Source organism: Mycobacterium neumannii, from assembly GCF_002245615.1.
In the GTDB taxonomy this organism is placed as follows: Bacteria; Actinomycetota; Actinomycetes; order Mycobacteriales; family Mycobacteriaceae; genus Mycobacterium; species Mycobacterium neumannii_A.
Genome location: NZ_NKCO01000013.1, coordinates 120,834 through 140,594 on the forward strand (window position 1 = coordinate 120,834; position 19,761 = coordinate 140,594).

Genomic DNA, 19,761 nt, shown 5'->3' on the forward strand with positions numbered 1-19,761 from the left:
ACCGATGCTATCGGGCCATTCAGATATCGAGCCCGATATCGAGCACCCGCACCGAGTGCGTGAGCGCCCCCACCGCGAGATAGTCGACACCCGTTCCCGCGTAATCCGCTGCGCTTTCCAGCGACAGCCCGCCCGACGATTCCAGTTTGGTCGCAGGCGAGCGAGAGTCGCGGCGCTGCACCGCGATCTGCGTCTGCCATACGGGAAAGTTGTCGAGCAGCACGAGTTCGACATTCTCGGCCAGCACTTCGTCGAGTTGCTCGAGGGAGTCGACCTCGACCTCACATTCGAGCTCCGGCGCGGACGCGCGCACCGCCCGCAGTGCCGCCACCACCGACCCCGCGGCCGCAACGTGGTTGTCCTTGATCAGCGCCGCGTCCCCGAGCCCCATGCGGTGGTTGATCCCTCCGCCGACGCGCACCGCGTACTTCTGCAGTGCGCGCAAGCCCGGCAACGTCTTACGGGTGTCGCGGATCTTCGCCGCGCTCCCGGAGACGGCCTCGACCCACGTCGCGGTCGCGGTCGCGATGCCCGACAGGTGACAAACCAGGTTCAGCGTGGTGCGCTCAGCGGTCAACAGCCCCTGGGTGGGGGCTTCGACCGTGAGCACGACACCGCCCGGTTCGAGCCGGGCACCGTCCTCGACGCGATGCTTGACCAGGTAGTTATCGCAACCGATCACCTCGTCGAACGCGAGAAGTGCGATGTCCACACCCGCGATCACACCGGCCTCCCGGACCACCATGGACGCTGTGGTCCTGGCGTCGGCGGGCACCGTCGCCAGCGTGGTGACATCGGGTCCGTACCGCAGATCCTCTTCGAGCGCACGAGCGATGACGCTGCGAGCCTCAGTGAGCTCGTCGGCGGTCAGCTCCATCAGCAGCACGCTCCTGCTGGGACCAGCGTGCGTGCCCGGACGGGGTCGGTGCCCGGGTAGTCGCGGCGATGATGGCAGCCCCGAGATTCAGTCCGGGCCAACGCACCCGCGGCGACCGCCACCGCAGCGGTGGTCAGCGCGGCGTCCTCGAAGTCGGCGCGCGAGCCGATCACCTCGGGTGGCGCGGTGTCGAGTTCCTTGGCCAGGATGCGCAGGCCGTCGGCGTCGCGGACCACCCCGGCGTTCTTGGTCATCGCGCGCTGCAGATCGGCACGGGGCAGCGCACGCCGCACCACCGGCTCCGGAGGCCGCGCCGTCACCGGCCCAGCGGCCAAAGCGTATGCGGTGGCGGCCTTTCCGGCTCTGTCTCCGACGACGAGCCCCTCGAGCAGGCTGTTCGACGCCAGCCTGTTCGCACCATGCATACCCGTGCACGCCACCTCGCCCGCGGCGAACAGACCCGCGAGCTCGGTGCGCCCGTGCACATCGGTCACCACACCACCGCAGCTGTAGTGCGCCCCCGGTAGCACGGGAATGGCCTCGAGCGTGGGATCGATACCGGCCGCTCGGCATGCCGCGGTCACCGTCGGGAACCGTCTCTCGAAGTTGGCGATTCGCCGCGCGTCGAGGAACACGCAGGGCGCGCCCGTCTGCTCGATGCGGGCCTGGATCGCCGCGGCAACCACGTCGCGCGGCGCCAGGTCGCCCATCGGGTGAATACCCTCGGTGACCGAACGACCTTGCGAGTCAACGAGTATCGCGCCCTCACCGCGGACGGCCTCGGTGATCAGCGGACGCCTGCCCGCATTGTCTCCGTCGAAGAGCATGGTGGGGTGGAATTGGATGAACTCGATGTCGCTGACCGGAACTCCGGCCCATATGGCCAACGCGACACCGTCTGCCGTCGACCCATCGGGATTGGTTGTCGCCGAGTACAGATGGCCCAGCCCCCCGGTCGCGAGGATCACCGACGGCGCGTGCACCACGCCGAACCCGTCGTCGTTGAGCACCAGCACACCGGTGACCGCTCCGGCGTCGTGCAGGATCTCCACCGCGACGTGGTTGGGTCGGATGTCCAGCGTGGCCGCGGCGACGTTGAGGGTTCGCTGTACCTCGGCGCCGGTCGCGTCGCCACCGGCGTGGATGATCCGGCGTCGGGAATGCCCTCCCTCACGGGTCAGTGACCATGTCCCCGGCGTCGACTCATCGAATTGTGCACCGTGTTCGACCAGTTCGGCGACCGCGCGGTACCCGTCGGCCACGATCGAGCGCACGGCGTCGGGATCACACAGTCCCGCGCCCGCGGCAAGCGTGTCGGCGATGTGCGCCTCGATCGAGTCGCCGTCCTCGCGCAGAGCGTCGGGCAGCACAACGGCGATCCCGCCCTGGGCGTAGAACGTCGCGGTGTCACCGGTCTTGCTGAGCACCACGACTTTTCGGCCAGCGCGCTGTGCGGCGAGGGCTGCCACCAGGCCGGCCACACCGGTCCCGATGACCACGACGTCGGCGCGCTGCTGCCAATGACCGGCCCACCTGCCGGCGCCGCAAGCCGCCGGACGCGTCATTCTCCGCCGCCGGGCTGGCCGATCGCGATCATGCGTTGCACGCTGGCCCGAGCCAGCCGTGCGGTCTCGGGATCGACGTGCACCTCGTCCTTGCCCTCCATAAGGCAGCGCAGCAGCGCGGCGGGGGTGATCATCTTCATGAACCGGCAGGACGCTCGGTCGTTGACAGCCATGAAGTCCACACCCGGCGCGGCGCGGCGCAACTGGTGCAGCATCCCCACCTCCGTGGCGACCAGCACCTGCTGTGCGCCGGTCTCGCGCGCGGCGTCCAGCATGCCGCCCGTCGACAGGATCTTGACGCGGTCCTCCGGGAAGGCGCCCTCGCCGGCGAGGTACAGCGCCGATGTCGCGCAACCGCATTCGGGATGAACGAACAGCTCGGCGTCCGGGTGAGAGCGAGCCTGGTCGGCAAGCTCGTCGCCGTTGATCCCGGCGTGCACGTGACACTCGCCCGCCCACACGTGCAGGTTCTTACGTCCGGTGACGCGCCGGACGTGCGCACCGAGGAACTGGTCCGGGCAGAACAGCACCTCGCAGTCTTCGGGTATCGACGCCACCACCTCGACGGCGTTCGACGATGTGCAGCAGATGTCGGTCTCGGCCTTCACCGCCGCGGTGGTGTTGACGTAGGACACCACGACCGCGCCGGGATGCTCGGCCTTCCACGCGCGCAGCTCGTCGGCGGTGATGGAGTCGGCGAGCGAACAGCCGGCTCGCTGGTCCGGGATGAGCACCGTCTTGTCCGGTGACAGGATCTTGGCCGTTTCGGCCATGAAGTGCACGCCGCAGAACACGATGGTGTCCTCGGGCACTTCGGCGGCGATCCGCGACAGCGCCAGCGAGTCACCGACGTGATCGGCGACGTCCTGGATGGCGGGCAACTGGTAGTTGTGCGCCAGCAGCGTCGCGCCCCGCAGATCGGCAAGGCGACGAACCTCGGCGGCCCACTCCTCGTCGCCGTCGACCCCGGAGAAACCGGTGGGACCGTCGACGATGCGGCTCGAGAGGTTGTCTGCGGGCATCCGGTCCAGAACCGTCATGGCCGCCTCCTTCGTCCAAATCGAGTTTTCGACTTACAATCGAAAACATGGCACATACTAGCACCGCCCACGAGGTGCTCGCCGCCGTGTTCCAGGTTCGCGAAGCCGCTCACGGGGACACCGACCGGAAACCAGCACTTCACGTGCTGTTGTGGCAGCGCGCACTCGATCCGCAACGCGGAAATTGGTCCCTTCCCGGCGGACGTCTCGGCGACGACGAGGACCTGACCAGCTCGGTACGCCGTCAACTGGCCGAGAAAGTGGACCTACGTGAGCTTGCCCACCTCGAGCAGCTCGCGGTGTTCTCCGATCCCTATCGAGTCCCCGGCGATCGGACGATCGCGTCGACCTTCCTCGGGCTGGTGCCCTCCCCCGCCGTTCCGGAGTTGCCGCCGGACACGCGCTGGCATCCGGTCAACGATCTGCCGCCGATGGCATTCGACCACGGCACCATGGTCGAGCACGCGCGCACCAGGCTCGTCGCCAAACTCTCCTACACCAACATCGGTTTCGCCCTGGCACCAACAGAATTCGCGATATCGGCATTGCGGGACATCTACAGCGCCGCGCTCGGCCACCACGTCGACGCCACCAATCTGCAACGCGTGCTCGAACGCCGCAATGTCATCACCCGCACGGGCACCACGGCGCGGTCCGGTCGCAGCGGCGGCCGCCCGGCGGCGCTGTACCGGTTCACCGAGTCGCGCTACCGCGTGACCGACGAGTTCGCCGCACTGCGCCCGCCCGGGTGAGTCGACTGGATTCTTAACGGTTCCTTAAGTAAGAATGGCCGAATGTCTCTGGGCAATGCCGCGCCAGCATCAGGTGCCGAGTGGATCGGGCACGTACCCCACCAGGACCTGGCGCGCGGCTCCCGCCCGCTGCGTCCCGACGACGACCCGTTCTATGAGCCCCCGAGCGGCTTTCAGCACGCCGAACCGGGCACGGTGCTGCGCAGCCGCGATGTCGAGCTGGCCTTTTTCGGCCTGATTCCGCAGAAGTTCACCGCGACGCAGCTGCTGTACCGCACCACCGACATGAACGGTGCGGCGGAAGCCACCGTGACCACGGTGATCGTGCCCGCCGAGCGGACGAATCGCGACGTCATACCGGTGATCTCCTACCAGTGCGCGATCGACGCGGTATCCTCGCGCTGCTTCCCGTCCTACGCGCTGCGCCGCAAGGCGCTGGCTCCCGGCGCGCTCGCGCAGCTGGAGTTCCTGCTGATCGCCGCCGCGCTCGCCGAAGGGTGGGCCGTTTCGGTGCCCGACCACGAGGGCGCGCACGGACTGTGGGGCACGCCGTACGAGCCGGGATACCGCATTCTCGACGGCCTACGTGCGGCTGTGAGCTGCGAACGGCTCGCGCTGGACGAATCGGCGCCGATCGGGCTCTGGGGTTACTCAGGCGGCGGGCTGGCGTCGGCATGGGCGGCCGAGATGCACAGCCAGTACGCCCCTGAGCTCAATATCGTCGGCGCCGTGCTCGGCTCGCCCGTCGGCGACCTCGGACACGCCTACCGGCGGCTCAACGGCAGCCTGTACTCGGGCCTGCCCGCGATGGTGGTGGCCGCGCTGAGCCACGTCTATCCGGACCTGGACCGGGTCATCCAGGAGCACGCCACCGACGCCGGCAAGGCGATGTTGATGCGCATCCAGGACATGACCACCGCCCAGGCTGTGCTGCGGTTCGCGGGCATGGACATGGGCAAGCTGGTCGACCGGCCGTTGAACGAGATCCTCGATATGCCCGAGGTCAAGCACGTCTTCGACAGCATCAAGCTGGGCACCGCGGTGCCAACCCCGCCCGTGCTGATCGTGCAGGCCGTCCACGACAGGATCGTCTCGGTCGACGACATCGACGAGCTCAGCGAGATCTACCGCAGTGGTGGCGCATCGGTGACCTATCACCGCGACATGTTCAGCGAACACATGTTGTTGCACCCGATGTCGTCGCCGATGGCGCTGCGCTGGCTGATCGACCGGTTCGACGGTAAGCCGTTGTCGGAGCATCTGGTCCGCACGACCTGGCCGACGCTGCTGAACCCGATGACCTATGTCGGAATGACGCGGCTGGTCCGCATCGCGTTCAAGGTGATGACGGGCCGGAAGGTGGAGCGCTCTCCGCTGTGACGTCCGCCGCGGCCGGCGGGGGCACGAACGCAGGCACCTCGACGGGCGGCCAGGCACCCAGATCGTCGCGCGCGGTGGACACCGCGGCCAGCGAGTAGACGAGCGCGGCGACCGCGGCGGGAAACAGTATGGTCAGCACCGCCTGTATCGGGGATGGCCCGAAGAAGACCGGCGGCGCCTCCACGACGTAGTACACGCGGTTCTCGGGTGTCACCGGTGCGGCGGCCATGTCGATAGTCCCGTAGCGCAGGCGCACCAAGAGCGCCCCGACACCGGCGGCCACGCCCGCGGCGAGCATGCCTCCCGTCGCCAGTGCCGCGGTCATCACCGGTCCGCGGTGCGCGCGCCACTGCCACACGGCCACCGCGGCGATGGCCCCCACGACGCAGAGCATGCCGACCAGCAGGAAAGCCGCCACGAAGAAATGGTCGCTTTCGTTGCCCAGGTGTGCGCGGACGCGGTCACCGTCGCGTGTCAGCGCCACGACACCGTGGACAGGCGGCGCCAGAAAGGCCCACAGAGCGCCGACCAGCGCACCGGCCGCCGCGAGTGCCGCGACAACCGTCAGAGCTGCGCGGGTACGTGAGAATCGTGGCGGGGCAACGTCGTTCATCGCTGTTCCAGATCTTTGGAATCGGTTAGCCCGTGCCGTGAGCACTTGGCCGACCAGCCGTCGGGGCGCACTTGCACGATCATCCGCCTGCCGCATTCGGCGCAGAACCGGGGCGGCTCCAGACCCAGCTGGGCCGCGGTCGGCACAGCGGTGCCGTCGGGCTCGCCGGTGTAGACGTTGAACGCCATACTTCTACGTTCTACCGGCCGGCCTCAGAGACTGGCATTGAGCGCCTTGATCGGCATCTGCAGATCGTCGAGTAGTTCGAGGTCGGACTCGGCGGGCCGGCCCAGTGTGGTCAGGTAGTTGCCGACGATGACGGCGTTGATCCCGCCGAGAATGCCCTTCTTGGCGCCGAGGTCGCCGAGGGTGATCTCCCGGCCGCCGGCGAAGCGCAACATGGTGCGGGGCAGCGCAAGGCGGAAGGCCGCGACGGCCCGCAGCGCATCGGCAGCAGGTAGCACGTCGAGGTCGCCGAACGGGGTGCCCGGCCGGGGGTTGAGGAAGTTCAGCGGCACCTCGTGCGGATCGAGTTCAGCCAGGTTGGCGGCGAATTCGGCCCGCTGTTCGAGGGTTTCGCCCATACCGAGAATTCCGCCGCAGCACACCTCCATGCCGGCCTCGCGGACCATTTGCAGGGTGTCCCAACGCTCTTCCCACGTGTGCGTGGTGACGACGTTGGTGAAGAACGACCGCGCGGTCTCGAGGTTGTGGTTGTAGCGGTGCACGCCCATCTCGGCGAGCTGCTCGACCTGTTCGGAGGTCAACATGCCCAGCGAGCAGGCGATCTGGATGTCGACCTCGTTGCGGATCGCCTCGATGCCGGCGGCGACCTGTGCCAGCAGCCGTTCGTCGGGTCCGCGCACGGCGGCCACGATGCAGAACTCGGTCGCGCCGGTCTTCGCGGTCTGCTTGGCCGCCTCGACCAGGCTCGGCACGTCCAGCCATGCGCTTCGCACGGGTGAGGCGAAAAGTCCTGACTGCGAACAGAAGTGACAGTCCTCGGGGCAGCCGCCGGTCTTGAGGCTGATGATGCCCTCGACCTCTACGTCGGGGCCGCACCACGCCATGCGCACCTCGTGCGCCAACGCGAGCAGGTCGTCGAGTCGATCATCCGGCAACTGCAGCACCTGCAGCGTCTGGTCCTGGTTCAGGCCTTCGCCGCGCTCGAGCACCTGCTCGCGGGCCACTGCCAGAATGTCGCTCACTGATCACCTCTCGGTACTTGCACACGTCGGCGAGCCGACAATTGAACACGTCGGCGGGCCGACAATTGAACACGTCGGCGGGCCGACAATTGAACACGTCGGCGGGCCGACAATTGAACACGTCGGCGGGCCGACAATTGAACGCTGTTCAGGTTAGGGTACGGCCGTGCAGCTTCACAAACGCGACGTGGTGGCCGCGGCGGCGACACTGTTGGACAGCTACGGTCTGGCCGACCTGACCATGCGGCGGCTGGCACGCGAGCTCGAGGTCTCCCCCGGCGCGCTGTACTGGCACTTCACCAGCAAGCAGGAGCTGCTGGGTGCGGTCGCCGACCGGATCCTCGAGCCCGTCGGTGACGCCGCCGGGGCCTGGCGGGAGCGGGTGTCGAGTGTCTGTGTGGCGCTGCGCGATGCGCTGTTGTCGCATACCGACGGCGCCGAGCTGGTGTCGGCCAGCTTCGCGGCCGGTCAGTCGACCGCGATGGCACGGATCCTCGAACGGCTCACCGAGGCCGCCCGCGACGCCGGTGTGCCCGACGGCCACGCCGAGCTGGCCGCCCGCACCGTCGTCTATTACGTGCTGGGCTTCACCGTCGACGAGCAGTCGCGGCTGCAGTGGGATGCCGCCGGCGCCGACCTGCCAGGCGACCAGTCGGTGTTGACCGAAGATGCGTCCGCCCGGTTCCGCTTCGGGGTGGGCCTGCTCGTCAGCGGAATCCGCGGCAGACAAGATCAACCGGTCTAGAAGCCCCGGTAATTCTCGACGTCGTTCATCCACCGAGGATCGCCGGCGTCTATCGATGCGGTAAGGGCCCACATTCGAACCCCCTCGTCGTGCCCGCCCACCATCGCAAAGCCGAGCTGGCGGTGCGTTTCGCTTGGCCCGGGTCGAATGAGTACCTCGACGATCTTGTTCGGGCGGCCCTCGGCTGTCACTCCGGCGAATTCACCTTGGTCGTAGATCGGGCTCTCATGTACGACGACGTTGTCGGCTTTGGGCGCTTCATTACCGCTTCCGACAAGAGATTCCACATCCGGGTAGGTGTGGGCCGGGTCCATCTTCAAAACGGGGGCGTACACGCACGAGAGCAGATTCTCGCCTTCGTCGGTGGGCGCCGACTTCTCGGCATAGTCGACCACGGTCAGATAGGTGTTGACGATAGCCTGGCCCGTGGCGTTCGCATCGTCGAGGGCCGCAAACGGTACGGGTGGCTTCTGACGCGAACCTCCGGAGTCGTCGAGCGCGGCGCGCCACTTGTCGCGCCAAGCGGCAGCATGCTCGGAGATGTAGGGCACGCACCGGTCGATCCGGTCGGAGTAGCTCAACTTCATGAACTCCGAGTGCGCCGAGTCGATGGTCGTTGGCGGCGGACTCGGGTGATAGAAGAAATTCATGATCAGCGATGTGCCGCCGACTACGGCGCCGATGATGGCGATCGCCGTCGTCGTCCACCAATGGTGGCGGCCCGGACTCCAACCCGAAGTCCCGGCATCCTCGTCCGATTGCTTGGCCACCGAGGCGTAAGTTACCGGACTGACCGCCGCGAAATGGCAGATCAGCAGTGATGTCGTAGCACTCGGCTAGCGTTCCGTACGTGATCACCGTCGACGATGTGCGACGCACCACCGCGACGCTGCCCCGGTCGTCCGAGGCGGTGGTCCGCGACCGCATCAGGTTCCGGGTCGGGCGCCTCGTCTACGCCGCGTTCTCGCGCGACGAGACGGTGATGGGCGTCGCCTTTCCCAAGGAGGAGCGGGCCGCGATGGTGGCCGCCGAGCCCGACAAGTTCGCGCTGCCACGCCAGTCGGAGATGCGGTTCAACTGGATACATGTCCGGCTCGACGCGATCAGTCACAACGAACTTCGCGAGCTGATAATCGACGGTTGGCAGATGTGCGTGCCGAAAAGCGTTGGCGCAACGGTCAGCTGATCGGATACTCGACCCGGTTATCGCCGTCCCAGTGACGCAGGCCGGTCACCGCACCCCGTATGTCGCGGCCCACCGACTTGAGTGTCAGCGCCGCAGGCAGCTTGTCGGGCGCCACGCGACGCGCCAACGTCACATGCGGTGTCCACTGCCCCGGATCGGCATGGCTCAGTACGCCGTTGGGCATGTGCGACAGGCACAACTCATGCACTCGGCGATGCAACGCCAGCAGTTCTTCGGAGGGCACCACCAGCCGCACCAGCGTGAAGACGCGACTGCCGAACAGCATCGGCGCCCCGATGGTGCAGTCCAGCGGCAGCCGCTTCAGCACCGGACGTAGCGCGGTGTTGGCCGCCTCGTCGAGGCTCTCGGCGACGGTCACCGTGACATGCGGCCGATTGCTCGGCGACGTGTTGCTCGCCTGACTGCGGATCCCGGCGCGTGTCAGGTCATCCCAGACACCGCGGATCTTGGCATCCGTGTCCGGGTCGAAGACCAACTCGACCGAATGCACCATGTCTAGACCAGCCTTTCGATCCACGCGGAATCGAAGGCGTCGCCGCTCATGCGCTCGAAATCGCATGCGGTCAGCGCGCCGGCACCCGCAGGCAGAATCCCCCGCACGGGAGCCAGCTCTGCCAGCGCCGCGCGGTTGCCCTGCTCGGCGACACCCGGCGACGACGGCCACGCGCCGATCACCAGGCCGGCACACGGAATACCTTCGTGTGCAAGCGCTTCCAGTGTCAGCGCGGTGTGGTTGAGCGTGCCGAGCCCGGCCCCGACGACCACCAACACCGGTGCACCCAGGTCGCCCGCGAGGTCGCGCAGCGTCGTCCCCGCTCCGATCTCGACGAGCAGCCCGCCGGCCCCCTCCACCAGCGTCAGCGACGCGGCCGCGGACCGCACCGACTCGACCAGTTCGGGGCGGGTCGGCAGTGTCATGCCCGCTCGGCGCGCGGCAGCGGCGGGCGCGAGCGGCTCCGGGTATCGCCATCCGCCATGCAGCCGGGTCACACCCGAGAGCCGCCCGACGTCGGCGAGGTCGTCGTCGTGGGGGCTGCCGGTCTGCACGGGTTTGCACACCGCGACGTCGATGCCCGCGAGCCGGGCGTGGCAGGCCAGAGCTGCGGTGGCAATCGTCTTTCCGACGCCGGTGTCGGTGCCCGTGACGAGGAGCGTGCTCACCGGCGCACGGTCGCCAGCACGTCAGTGAGCACCTCGGCCGCCATCCGCATCTCGTCGTCGGTCAGCGACGCCCGCGCGGTCAGTCGCAGCCGCGATGTGCCTGCCGGCACCGTCGGCGGCCGGAAGCACCCCACGCGCACACCGCGGTCCAGGCATGCCACCGCTGCGCCGAAGGCGACGTCCGCGTCGCCGAGAACCACTGATACGACGGCCGATTCGGGAAGCTCCGACACCGAGCAGATCGACGCCAGCTCCGCGGCGCGTTCGATCACGGCCCGTGCGCGCCACGGCTCGGCGACCAGGATGTCGAGCGCAGCCCAGGCCGCACCGACGGCGGCGGGCGCCAGCCCGGTGTCGAAGATGAACGGCCGCGCCGCGTCGATCAGGTGGTCACGCACGACCGTCGGGCCCAGCACCACACCGCCTTGGCTGCCCAGCGCCTTGGACAGCGTCGTGGTCATCACGATGTCGGGCGCACCGGCCAGGCCGACTTCGTGCAACAGGCCGCGTCCGCCCGTGCCGCGGACGCCGAGACCATGGGCCTCGTCGACGATCAGCAGTGCGCCGTGGCGGCGGCATGCATCGTGCAGGGCGCGCAACGGTGCGAGGTCACCGTCCGCGGAGAAGACGGAGTCCGTCAGTACCACCGCGCGCTCCTCGCCGCGCGCCGCCAACGCCGCCTCCACCGCGGCGACGTCGCGGTGTGGCGTGACGACGACCCGCGCCCGCGACAACCGGCACGCGTCGACCAACGAGGCGTGTGTCAACGCGTCGGACACCAGCAGCGACCCCGAACCCGACAATGCGACGACCGCGCCGAGGTTGGCGGTATAGCCGGACGAGAACACCAGCGCAGCCTCCGCGCCGACGAATCCGGCCAGTGCCCGCTCGAAACCCTCGTGCAGTTCGGTGTTTCCGGTGACAAGGCGCGATCCGGTGGAACCCGCACCCCAGGTAAGCAACGCGACCACCCCGCCGTCGATCACCGCGGGATGCTGCGACAGGCCCAGATAGTCGTTGGAGGCCAGGTCGAGCTCGGTGCTGACCGGTGGCCGCGCACGCAGGGATCGCCTCAGCCCCGCGGCGCGCCGCTGCCTTTCGACACCGTCGAGCCACGCCAGCGGTGAGAGACCTGCGCGCGTCACCGTGCTCCTCGCATCGGACTTGAACAGCGTTCAGGTTAGGGCACCCGCGCGCGACGGCACAAATGTGCCGCGAGCGCCTGAGGAGTTAATGGCTTGGTTCATCACCCAGGGCCCGGGCGACCGCGACCATCCCCGCGGTGATCTGCGCGATCTCCTCGGACGTGCAGATGTACGGCGGCATCGCATAGATGAGGTTGCGGAACGGGCGCAGCCACAGGCCGTGCTCCAGCGCCGCTGGCGTCGCCACCTTCAGGTCGACGGGACGGTCCATCTCGATGACGCCGATCGCGCCGAGCACCCGCACATCGACCACCCCGGGCAGCGACGGCGCGGAGGCCAGCCCCGAGCGCAGTCCCGCCTCGATCTCGCGGACCCGCGTGCGCCAGTCCTGGTCGAGTAGCAATTCGACCGCGGCGACCGCGACCGCGCATGCCAGCGCGTTGGCCATGAACGTGGGGCCGTGCATCAGGGCGCCCGGCTCGTTCGAGCTGATCGTGTGGGCGACCTCCCGTGTGCAGAGCGTGGCCGCCAGCGTGATGTAGCCGCCGGTGAGGGCCTTGCCGACGCACATGATGTCGGGGCTCACGCCCGCGTGGTCGGCCGCGAACAGTTCACCGGTGCGGCCGAAGCCGGTCGCGATCTCGTCGAAGATCAGCAGCACCTCGTGCCGGGAGCAGATGTCGCGCAGCTCCGCGAGGTAGCGGGGGTCGTGGAACCGCATCCCGCCCGCTCCTTGCACGACGGGTTCGACGATCACAGCGGCCAGTTCATCGGCGTGTTCGGCCAATTGCGTCTCGAACGACTCGACGTAACCGGCGTCGTAGTCGCGCGGTACCGGCGGTGCGAACTCCTGGGCGACCAACACGTCCGTCCACAGCTCGTGCATCCCGCCGTCCGGGTCGCACACGCTCATCGGGGTGAAGGTGTCGCCGTGGTACCCGCCGCGCCACGTCATCAGGCGATGCTTGGCGCCTCGGCCCCGGCTGCGCCAGTACTGCAGCGCCATCTTCACGGCCACCTCGACCGACACCGACCCTGAGTCGCTGAAGAACACGGTGTCCAGGCCGTCGGGAGTGATTTCGACCAGTAACTGCGCGAGCCGTGCGGCCGGTTCGTGCGTGAGCCCGCCGAACATGACGTGATTCATGGTGGCGAGCTGCTCGGTGATCGCCGCGTCGAGCACCGGATGACCATGGCCGTGGATCGCGGTCCACCACGACGCCATCGCGTCGAGAACCCGCACCTCCCGCCCGTCGTGATGGAGGCTGAGCCAAGCGCCGCGGGCACCGACCGCGACGACGGGAGCCAAGGCTTCCGCGCCGATCGTGCTGTAGGGATGCCAGACGTGGGCGGCGTCGATCGCACCGATCTCGGCGGGCGTCATGGCTGGCACCTTCGGTAGATTATCGGTCGACCATGATGACCCTCGCCCCTCCCCGGTCGGCGCCCGTCAGCTATCCGGGACGTCCGTTGCGCGCCGCGAAAGCCTCCACCGGCACCCGCTCCTCAGCGGCTTACCGGCATGACCTCGACGGTTTGCGCGGTATCGCGATCGCACTCGTCGCGGTGTTCCACGTGTGGTTCGGCCGGGTGTCCGGCGGTGTGGACGTGTTTCTGGCGCTGTCCGGCTTCTTCTTCGGCGGCCGGTTGCTGCGCTCGGCGATGACGCCGGGCGTGTCGCTGCGGCCGCGTCCGGAGGTGACGCGGCTGATCCGGCGGCTGCTGCCCGCCCTGGTCGTCGTGCTCGCGGCGTCCGCGGTGCTGACCGTCCTGATCCAGCCGCAGACGCGATGGGAGACCTTCGCCGACCAGAGCCTGGCCAGCCTCGGCTACTTCCAGAACTGGGAACTGGCCAACTCCGCGTCGAACTACCTGCGCGCGGGTGAGGCGGTCAGCCCGCTGCAGCACATCTGGTCGATGTCCGTGCAGGGCCAGTTCTACATCGCGTTCCTGGCGATAATCTTCCTGTCCGCCTTGCTGTTTCGCCGGGTCTTCGGCCGATACACCCGTGTGGCGTTCGTCGTGCTGCTCAGCGCGCTGACCATCGCGTCGTTCGTCTACGCCGTCCACGCCCACAACGCCGACCAAGCCACTGCGTACTACAACAGCTTCGCCAGGGCGTGGGAGCTGCTGCTCGGTGCCCTGGTCGGTGCGCTCGTGACACATCTGCGGATGCCGATGTGGCTGCGGACGACGGCCGCTGTGGTGGCGCTGGCGGCGATCCTGTCGTGCGGCGCACTGATCGACGGCGTCAAGGAGTTCCCCGGGCCGTGGGCGCTGGTCCCCGTCGGCGCCACCATCCTGTTCATCCTGTCCGCGGCGAACCGGGTGGCCGACCCGCACACCGCAGGACGGATGCCGCTGCCCAACCGGCTGCTGGCCACGGCGCCCTTCGTATCGCTGGGGGCGATGGCCTACTCGCTGTATCTCTGGCACTGGCCGCTGCTGATCTTCTGGCTGTCCTACACCGGCCACAGCCGCGCCACCTTCCTCGAAGGGGCGGTGGTTCTGCTGTTGTCCGGGGTGCTGGCGTGGTTGACCACCAGGTACGTCGAGAACCCGCTGCGCTACCGCAGTTCCTCGGCCCAACGCACGGCCGCGCCGAAGAAGGCCCGCAGGCGCAGGCCGCCGGTGGTGCTGGGGTCCGTGGTCGCCCTGCTGGGTGTGGCGTTGACCGTCACCTCGTTCACCTGGCGTGAGCATGTGCTCGTCCAACGCACCAACGGGGCAGAGCTCGTGTCGCTTTCGACACAGGACTACCCCGGCGCCGCTGCTCTGCTGAGCAATGCCAGGGTGCCCAAGCTGCCGATGCGCCCGAGCGTGCTGGAGGCCAAGAACGATCTGCCGGAGACCACTGAGGACGGGTGCATCAGCGACTTCGAGACCGTCGACGTGATCAACTGCACCTACGGTGACAAGAACGCCAAGCGCACCATTGCGCTGGCCGGCGGATCGCACGCCGAACACTGGATCACCGCGCTCGACCTGCTCGGCAAACGGCACCACTTCAAGGTGGTCACCTACCTGAAGATGGGCTGCCCGTTGACCACCGAGCAGGTGCCGCTGGTGATGGGCGACAACCGCCCGTACCCGAAGTGCCACGAGTGGAACAAGCGGGTGATGGCCCAGATCGTGGCCGACCGGCCCGACTACGTCTTCACCACCTCCACGCGGCCATGGAACATCAGGGCCGGCGATGTGATGCCCTCGACGTATATCGGCATCTGGCAGGAATTGTCCGCCAACAGGATCCCGATCCTGGCCATGCGGGACACGCCGTGGTTGGTCCGCAACGGTGAACCGTTCTTCGCCGCTGACTGCCTCGCGGGCGGCGGCGACGCTATCTCCTGTGGAACACGGCGATCCGACGTACTCTCGGAGCGCAACCCGACACTCGATTTCGTCAAGCGGTTCCCGTTGATGAAGCCGCTCGACATGAGTGATGCGGTGTGCCGCAAGGACATTTGCCGAGCCGTGGAGGGGAACGTGTTGCTCTACCACGACGCTCATCACATCTCGAAGACGTATATGCGCACGATGGCGCCCGAACTCGGAAGACAGATCGCCGCCGCCACCGGTTGGTGGGTTGGCTGATGCCCTCCGGCGAACCGGCGGCGGTGCCCACCGTCTGGCCGGGAGTGGCGTATCCCCTGGGCGCAACCTACGACGGCGCGGGCACCAACTTCTCGGTGTTCTCCGAGGTGGCCGATCGGGTCGAGCTCTGCCTGATCGGCAAGGACGGCAGCGAAGAGCGCATCAACCTCGAAGAGGTCGACGGCTACGTCTGGCACTGCTACCTGCCGACGGTCACCCCGGGACAGCGCTACGGCTTTCGCGTGCACGGCCCGTGGGACCCCGCGGCCGGCCACCGGTGCGACCCGAGCAAGCTGCTGCTCGACCCGTACGGCAAGTCGTTCCACGGTGACTTCGAGTTCTCCCAGGCGCTGTTCTCCTACGACTTGAACGCCGAGGATCTCGCCTCCGGCGGTACCCCGCCCCGCATCGACTCCCTCGGGCACACCATGACCAGCGTCGTGATCAACCCGTACTTCGACTGGGTTTCGGACCGCGCACCGCGCACGCCGTACCACGAGACGGTGATCTACGAGGCCCACGTCAAGGGCATGACGCAGCGACATCCCGGCATCCCCGAGGGACTCCGCGGCACCTACGCCGGCCTGCACCACCCGGTGATCATCGACCACCTGAAGTCGCTGAACGTTACCGCCATCGAGTTGATGCCGGTGCACCAGTTCCTCCACGACCACCGGCTCATCGACCTCGGGCTGCGAAACTACTGGGGCTACAACACTTTCGGGTTCTTCGCACCACACCACGAGTACGCGGCCAACAAACACGCCGGCGGTGCGGTCGCCGAGTTCAAGACCATGGTGCGCGCATTCCACGAGGCCGGGATCGAGGTCATCCTCGACGTGGTCTACAACCACACCGCCGAGGGCAACCACCTCGGTCCGACACTGAACTTCCGGGGCATCGACAACGCCGCCTACTACCGGCTACTCGACGGCGATCTGCGCCTGTACAAGGACTTCACCGGCACCGGCAACAGCCTCAACGCCCGCCATCCCCACACTCTGCAGCTGATCATGGACTCGCTGCGCTACTGGGTGATGGAGATGCACGTCGACGGGTTCCGTTTCGACCTTGCCGCCACCCTGGCCCGCGAGTTCTACGATGTCGACCGCTTGAGCGCGTTTTTCGACCTGGTGCAACAAGATCCGGTGGTCAGCCAGGTCAAGCTGATCGCCGAACCGTGGGACGTCGGCGAAGGTGGCTATCAGGTCGGCAACTTCCCAGGTTTGTGGACCGAGTGGAACGGGAAGTATCGCGACACTGTGCGTGATTACTGGCGGGGCGAGCCCGCAACCCTCGGCGAGTTCGCATCGCGGCTGACCGGTTCGTCCGACCTCTACGAGGCGACCGGCCGGCGCCCTAGTGCGAGCATCAACTTCGTCACCTGCCACGACGGCTTCACGTTGAACGACCTGGTGTCCTACAACGAGAAACACAACGAGGCCAACGGCGAGGACAACCGCGACGGCGAGAGCCACAACCGGTCGTGGAACTGCGGTGTCGAGGGTCCGACCGACGATCCGGACATTCTGGCGCTACGCGGTAAGCAGATGCGCAACATCATGGGCACGTTGATGGTTTCGCAGGGCACGCCGATGATCTCGCACGGCGACGAGATCGGCCGCACCCAGCGGGGCAACAACAACGTCTACTGCCAGGACTCCGAGCTCTCCTGGATGGACTGGTCGTTGTGCGAGAAGAATGCCGACCTGCTCGAGTTCACCCGCAAAGTCACCCAGCTGCGCAAGGACCACCCGGTGTTCCGCAGGCGCAGGTTCTTCGAGGGCAAGCCGATCCGCAGCGGCGATCAGGTGCGTGACATCGCGTGGTTGACCCCCGCCGGTGAGGAGATGACCATCGAGGACTGGGGCACCGGGTTGGGCAAATGTGTTGCGGTGTTCCTCAACGGTGACGCCATCTCGGCGCCGAACGAACGCGGAGAGCGAGTCGTCGACGACTCGTTTCTGTTGTGTTTCAACGCCCATGACCGCCCACAGCACTTCGTCACTCCCTCGGGTTACTACGCGAAGGAGTGGACCGCGGCGCTTGACACCACAGACGCCACCGGGTCCACCGAGCTGGTGGCCAAGGCCGGGGAGAAGATCTTGCTGCCTGCGCGCTCCCTGCTGGTGATGCGTAAGACGGCCTGATGGCGCGACACATCCCCGTCCAATCCACGTACCGCCTCCAGATGCGCGGTGACGCCTTCACTTTCGCCGATGCCGAGAACCTGCTCGACTATTACGCGGCGCTCGGCGTTTCCCACCTGTACCTGTCGCCGATCCTCACCGCGGCGGAAGGCTCCACCCACGGTTACGACGTCACCGATCCCACGACGGTGTCCGCCGAACTCGGTGGGCCCGAAGGATTTGCGCGCCTGTCGCGCGCGGCCCGCGACAAGGGCATCGGCTTGATCGTCGATATCGTGCCCAATCACGTCGGTGTGGAGAAGCCGCGGGATAACGCGTGGTGGTGGGACGTGCTCAAGCACGGGCGCGAGTCGGCCTACGCGTCCTATTTCGACATCGACTGGGACCTCGACGGCGGGCGCGTCGTAGTGCCGGTGCTCGGATCCGACGACGACGCCGACGATCTCGAGGTCGACGCCAGCGGCGCTGAGCCCGTGCTACGCCTCGGCGACCTCGTCTACCCGATCGCACCCGGCACCGAGGACGGGACCGGTCCGCAGGTGCACGATCGGCAGCACTATCACCTGGTCGCCTGGAAGAACGGGTCGAGCGAAGCGACGGGGGAATTGTCCGGTATCTGCGGCTACCGCCGGTTCTTCTCGATCACCTCGCTGGCCGGCTTGCGCCAAGAGGACCGCGCCGTCTTCGATGCCACCCACGCCGAGGTGAAACGGTGGTTCGACGAGGAATTGGTCGACGGCATCCGCATCGACCACCCGGACGGGCTGTCGGACCCGGCCGGCTATCTGACCTGGCTGCGCGAACTCACCGGACCCGACGCCTGGATCGTGATCGAGAAGATCTTGGCCGCCGACGAGCCGCTGGAACCGACGCTGCCGGTCGCCGGAACCACCGGTTATGACGCGATGCGGGAAATCGGCGGCGTGTTCATCGACCCGTCGGGCGAGGAACCCCTGACCGCCCTGTTCGACTCCACCGGGTTGGCCTACAGCTCGATGCCGGATCTCGCGCGCACGCTCAAGGCGAATGCCGTCACGGTCACCCTGGGCAGCGAGCTCGCCCGGTTGCGCCGCACCATCGTCGGCGCCATCGGAACCGACCATGACGACCTGCCTGCGGCGATCGCGGCTCTGCTCAGCCGCATCGACGTCTACCGCTCCGACTACGGCTCGCTGTCTGGTGTCCTGCCCAGCGCGCTGGCCGAGACAGCCACTGCGAAAACTGAATTGGCCGAACCCCTAGCCTTGATCACGACCGCGCTGGCGGTCAATAACGAGGCCGAGGTCCGGTTGCAGCAACTGTGCGGTGCGGCGACGGCCAAGTCGATGGAGGACTGCCTGTTCTACCGCGACGCGCGGCTGGTCTCACTCAACGAGGTCGGTTCCGAACCGCACCATTTCGGAGTGAGCGTCGCCGAGTTCCACCAGCGGGCCGCGGTGCGTGCCCGGTTGTGGCCTGACGCGATGGTTGCGATGACGACCCACGACACCAAGCGCGGTGAGGACGTGCGGGCGCGAATCGGACTGCTGTCGCAGGTTCCGTCGCTGTGGGCCGAGTACGTCACCGCATGGGAGCAACGCACGCCATCTCCCGACCGTGCCACCGGGTTCTTCCTGCTGCAGAACATGTTCGGGGTCTGGCCTGCCGACGGCACGGTGACCGACGAGCTGCGGGAGCGACTGCACGCGTACGCGGAGAAGGCCATCCGGGAAGCCGCTGTGCACACCACCTGGAACGATCCGGACGAGGATTTCGAAACCCGGCTGCACACCTGGATCGACGCCGTGATCGACGGCCCGGTGGCCACCGAATTGACCGGTTTGGTCGCGCGGCTCGACCTGCATGCCCGCAGCGACGCGCTGGGCCAGAAACTGTTGGCGCTCACCGCACCCGGGGTCCCCGACGTCTACCAGGGCACCGAACTGTGGGAGGACAGCCTGGTCGATCCGGACAATCGCCGACCCGTCGACTACGCGGCTCGCCGCAAGGCATTGGAGGCGATGCGCCATCCGAAGCTGCGGGTGGTCACTTCCGCGCTGGCGGTCCGGCGGGAGCGGCCCGCGACGTTTTCGACGGGCGGTTACACCCCCGTGCTGGCCGACGGGCCGGCGGCGCAACACCTCGTGGCGTTCCGCCGCGGTGGCGACGTGCTGACCGCCGTCACCCGGCATTCCGTGCGGCTCTCCGAAACCGGCTGGGGAGAAACAGCTCTCACCCTGCCCTCGGGCACCTGGGCGGACCGCATCGGCGGACGCCGGCACACCGGGCGGGTACTGGCCGCCGAACTCTTCACCGAACTGCCGGTCGTACTGTTGGAGCGGGTC

At 67.7% G+C, this 19,761-nt stretch carries 18 protein-coding genes; 7 read left to right on the forward strand and 11 right to left on the reverse strand.

The window, feature by feature from the left end; translation table 11 throughout:
• Positions 1–19: 19 nt before the first annotated feature.
• From nadC to nadA, 3 genes are read right to left on the reverse strand one after another with little or no spacing between them, the layout of a single operon-like run.
• A complete protein-coding gene (gene nadC / locus CEX88_RS16440; protein ID WP_066850473.1) occupies positions 20–877 on the reverse strand; it encodes a carboxylating nicotinate-nucleotide diphosphorylase in 858 nt (285 codons plus the stop codon).
• A complete protein-coding gene (locus CEX88_RS16445) occupies positions 877–2,442 on the reverse strand; it encodes an L-aspartate oxidase (RefSeq protein ID WP_094294285.1) in 1,566 nt (521 codons plus the stop codon). Before CEX88_RS16445 ends, nadC begins: the two co-directional genes overlap by 1 nt.
• On the reverse strand, positions 2,439–3,482 hold the full coding sequence (nadA, locus tag CEX88_RS16450) for a quinolinate synthase NadA (RefSeq protein ID WP_066850302.1): 1,044 nt from the start codon (positions 3,480–3,482) through the stop codon (positions 2,439–2,441). The genes CEX88_RS16445 and nadA overlap by 4 nt, the downstream gene beginning before the upstream one ends.
• A 47-nt stretch (positions 3,483–3,529) precedes the next feature.
• Between nadA and CEX88_RS16455 the strand changes: the two genes are divergently transcribed.
• Both CEX88_RS16455 and CEX88_RS16460 read left to right on the forward strand, forming a co-directional pair.
• A complete protein-coding gene (locus CEX88_RS16455) occupies positions 3,530–4,234 on the forward strand; it encodes an NUDIX hydrolase (protein WP_094294286.1) in 705 nt (234 codons plus the stop codon).
• A 42-nt stretch (positions 4,235–4,276) separates the two neighbouring features.
• A complete protein-coding gene (locus CEX88_RS16460; RefSeq protein ID WP_066850308.1) occupies positions 4,277–5,614 on the forward strand; it encodes a lipase family protein in 1,338 nt (445 codons plus the stop codon).
• Here the strand turns inward: CEX88_RS16460 and CEX88_RS16465 are convergent.
• From CEX88_RS16465 to bioB, 3 genes are read right to left on the reverse strand one after another with little or no spacing between them, the layout of a single operon-like run.
• Positions 5,571–6,227: a DUF2567 domain-containing protein gene (locus CEX88_RS16465; protein WP_066850310.1), complete on the reverse strand. Its 657-nt coding sequence runs from the start codon at positions 6,225–6,227 to the stop codon at positions 5,571–5,573. The two genes, CEX88_RS16460 and CEX88_RS16465, sit on opposite strands and share 44 nt — an antisense overlap.
• Positions 6,224–6,415, reverse strand: a complete 192-nt coding sequence (gene bsaP, locus CEX88_RS16470) for a biotin synthase auxiliary protein BsaP (protein ID WP_064395549.1) — start codon at positions 6,413–6,415, stop codon at positions 6,224–6,226. Before bsaP ends, CEX88_RS16465 begins: the two co-directional genes overlap by 4 nt.
• A 24-nt stretch (positions 6,416–6,439) precedes the next feature.
• On the reverse strand, positions 6,440–7,435 hold the full coding sequence (gene bioB / locus CEX88_RS16475; protein ID WP_066850314.1) for a biotin synthase BioB: 996 nt from the start codon (positions 7,433–7,435) through the stop codon (positions 6,440–6,442).
• Positions 7,436–7,601: 166 nt separating this feature from the next.
• Here bioB and CEX88_RS16480 point away from each other — a divergent pair, with 166 nt between their 5' ends.
• Positions 7,602–8,180 (forward strand): TetR/AcrR family transcriptional regulator, encoded by a 579-nt coding sequence (locus CEX88_RS16480; RefSeq protein ID WP_094294287.1) that lies wholly within the window; start codon positions 7,602–7,604, stop codon positions 8,178–8,180.
• On the opposite strand, the gene CEX88_RS16485 is transcribed toward CEX88_RS16480, so the two are convergent.
• On the reverse strand, positions 8,177–8,950 hold the full coding sequence (locus CEX88_RS16485; RefSeq protein ID WP_094294288.1) for a hypothetical protein: 774 nt from the start codon (positions 8,948–8,950) through the stop codon (positions 8,177–8,179). The two genes, CEX88_RS16480 and CEX88_RS16485, sit on opposite strands and share 4 nt — an antisense overlap.
• A gap of 80 nt (positions 8,951–9,030) precedes the next feature.
• Here CEX88_RS16485 and CEX88_RS16490 point away from each other — a divergent pair, with 80 nt between their 5' ends.
• A complete protein-coding gene (locus CEX88_RS16490) occupies positions 9,031–9,366 on the forward strand; it encodes an MmcQ/YjbR family DNA-binding protein (RefSeq protein WP_094294289.1) in 336 nt (111 codons plus the stop codon).
• Here CEX88_RS16490 and CEX88_RS16495 read toward each other — a convergent pair.
• The 4 genes from CEX88_RS16495 to CEX88_RS16510 all read right to left on the reverse strand — a co-directional run bounded on the left by CEX88_RS16495 (position 9,359) and on the right by CEX88_RS16510 (position 13,077).
• Positions 9,359–9,880 carry a 2'-5' RNA ligase family protein gene (locus tag CEX88_RS16495; RefSeq protein ID WP_066850322.1) on the reverse strand — a complete coding sequence of 174 codons (522 nt, stop codon included), beginning with the start codon at positions 9,878–9,880 and terminating at the stop codon, positions 9,359–9,361. The two genes, CEX88_RS16490 and CEX88_RS16495, sit on opposite strands and share 8 nt — an antisense overlap.
• Positions 9,881–9,882: 2 nt before the next feature.
• Entirely contained in the window at positions 9,883–10,548 is a 666-nt protein-coding gene (gene bioD / locus CEX88_RS16500) for a dethiobiotin synthase (RefSeq protein WP_094294290.1), read from the reverse strand.
• Positions 10,545–11,693 carry an 8-amino-7-oxononanoate synthase gene (locus CEX88_RS16505; protein WP_094294291.1) on the reverse strand — a complete coding sequence of 383 codons (1,149 nt, stop codon included), beginning with the start codon at positions 11,691–11,693 and terminating at the stop codon, positions 10,545–10,547. The genes bioD and CEX88_RS16505 overlap by 4 nt, the downstream gene beginning before the upstream one ends.
• 85 nt (positions 11,694–11,778) lie before the next feature.
• Positions 11,779–13,077 carry an adenosylmethionine--8-amino-7-oxononanoate transaminase gene (locus tag CEX88_RS16510; RefSeq protein WP_202931525.1) on the reverse strand — a complete coding sequence of 433 codons (1,299 nt, stop codon included), beginning with the start codon at positions 13,075–13,077 and terminating at the stop codon, positions 11,779–11,781.
• Between the two features lie 32 nt (positions 13,078–13,109).
• Between CEX88_RS16510 and CEX88_RS16515 the strand changes: the two genes are divergently transcribed.
• The 3 genes from CEX88_RS16515 to treY form a co-directional block, all read left to right on the forward strand.
• The gene (locus CEX88_RS16515; protein ID WP_068201593.1) at positions 13,110–15,287 is read left to right on the forward strand and encodes an acyltransferase family protein; all 2,178 of its coding nucleotides are present in this window, start codon (positions 13,110–13,112) and stop codon (positions 15,285–15,287) included.
• Complete coding sequence (gene glgX / locus CEX88_RS16520; protein WP_068201645.1) at positions 15,287–17,437, forward strand: glycogen debranching protein GlgX; 2,151 nt, start codon at positions 15,287–15,289, stop codon at positions 17,435–17,437. The genes CEX88_RS16515 and glgX overlap by 1 nt, the downstream gene beginning before the upstream one ends.
• A partial coding sequence (treY, locus tag CEX88_RS16525; RefSeq protein WP_202931526.1) for a malto-oligosyltrehalose synthase occupies positions 17,437–19,761 on the forward strand: 2,325 nt, incomplete at its 3' end. The genes glgX and treY, both read left to right, overlap by 1 nt.

Bases quoted from the DNA above. Each gene is read 5' to 3' on its own strand.
- nadC (WP_066850473.1), bottom strand. From the start codon at position 877: ATGGAGCTGACCGCCGACGAGCTCACTGAGGCTCGCAGCGTCATCGCT.
- CEX88_RS16445 (WP_094294285.1), bottom strand. From the start codon at position 2,442: ATGACGCGTCCGGCGGCTTGCGGCGCCGGCAGGTGGGCCGGTCATTGG.
- nadA (WP_066850302.1), bottom strand. From the start codon at position 3,482: ATGACGGTTCTGGACCGGATGCCCGCAGACAACCTCTCGAGCCGCATC.
- CEX88_RS16455 (WP_094294286.1), top strand. From the start codon at position 3,530: ATGGCACATACTAGCACCGCCCACGAGGTGCTCGCCGCCGTGTTCCAG.
- CEX88_RS16460 (WP_066850308.1), top strand. From the start codon at position 4,277: ATGTCTCTGGGCAATGCCGCGCCAGCATCAGGTGCCGAGTGGATCGGG.
- CEX88_RS16465 (WP_066850310.1), bottom strand. From the start codon at position 6,227: ATGAACGACGTTGCCCCGCCACGATTCTCACGTACCCGCGCAGCTCTG.
- bsaP (WP_064395549.1), bottom strand. From the start codon at position 6,415: ATGGCGTTCAACGTCTACACCGGCGAGCCCGACGGCACCGCTGTGCCG.
- CEX88_RS16495 (WP_066850322.1), bottom strand. From the start codon at position 9,880: ATGGTGCATTCGGTCGAGTTGGTCTTCGACCCGGACACGGATGCCAAG.
- CEX88_RS16510 (WP_202931525.1), bottom strand. From the start codon at position 13,077: ATGACGCCCGCCGAGATCGGTGCGATCGACGCCGCCCACGTCTGGCAT.
- CEX88_RS16515 (WP_068201593.1), top strand. From the start codon at position 13,110: ATGATGACCCTCGCCCCTCCCCGGTCGGCGCCCGTCAGCTATCCGGGA.
- glgX (WP_068201645.1), top strand. From the start codon at position 15,287: ATGCCCTCCGGCGAACCGGCGGCGGTGCCCACCGTCTGGCCGGGAGTG.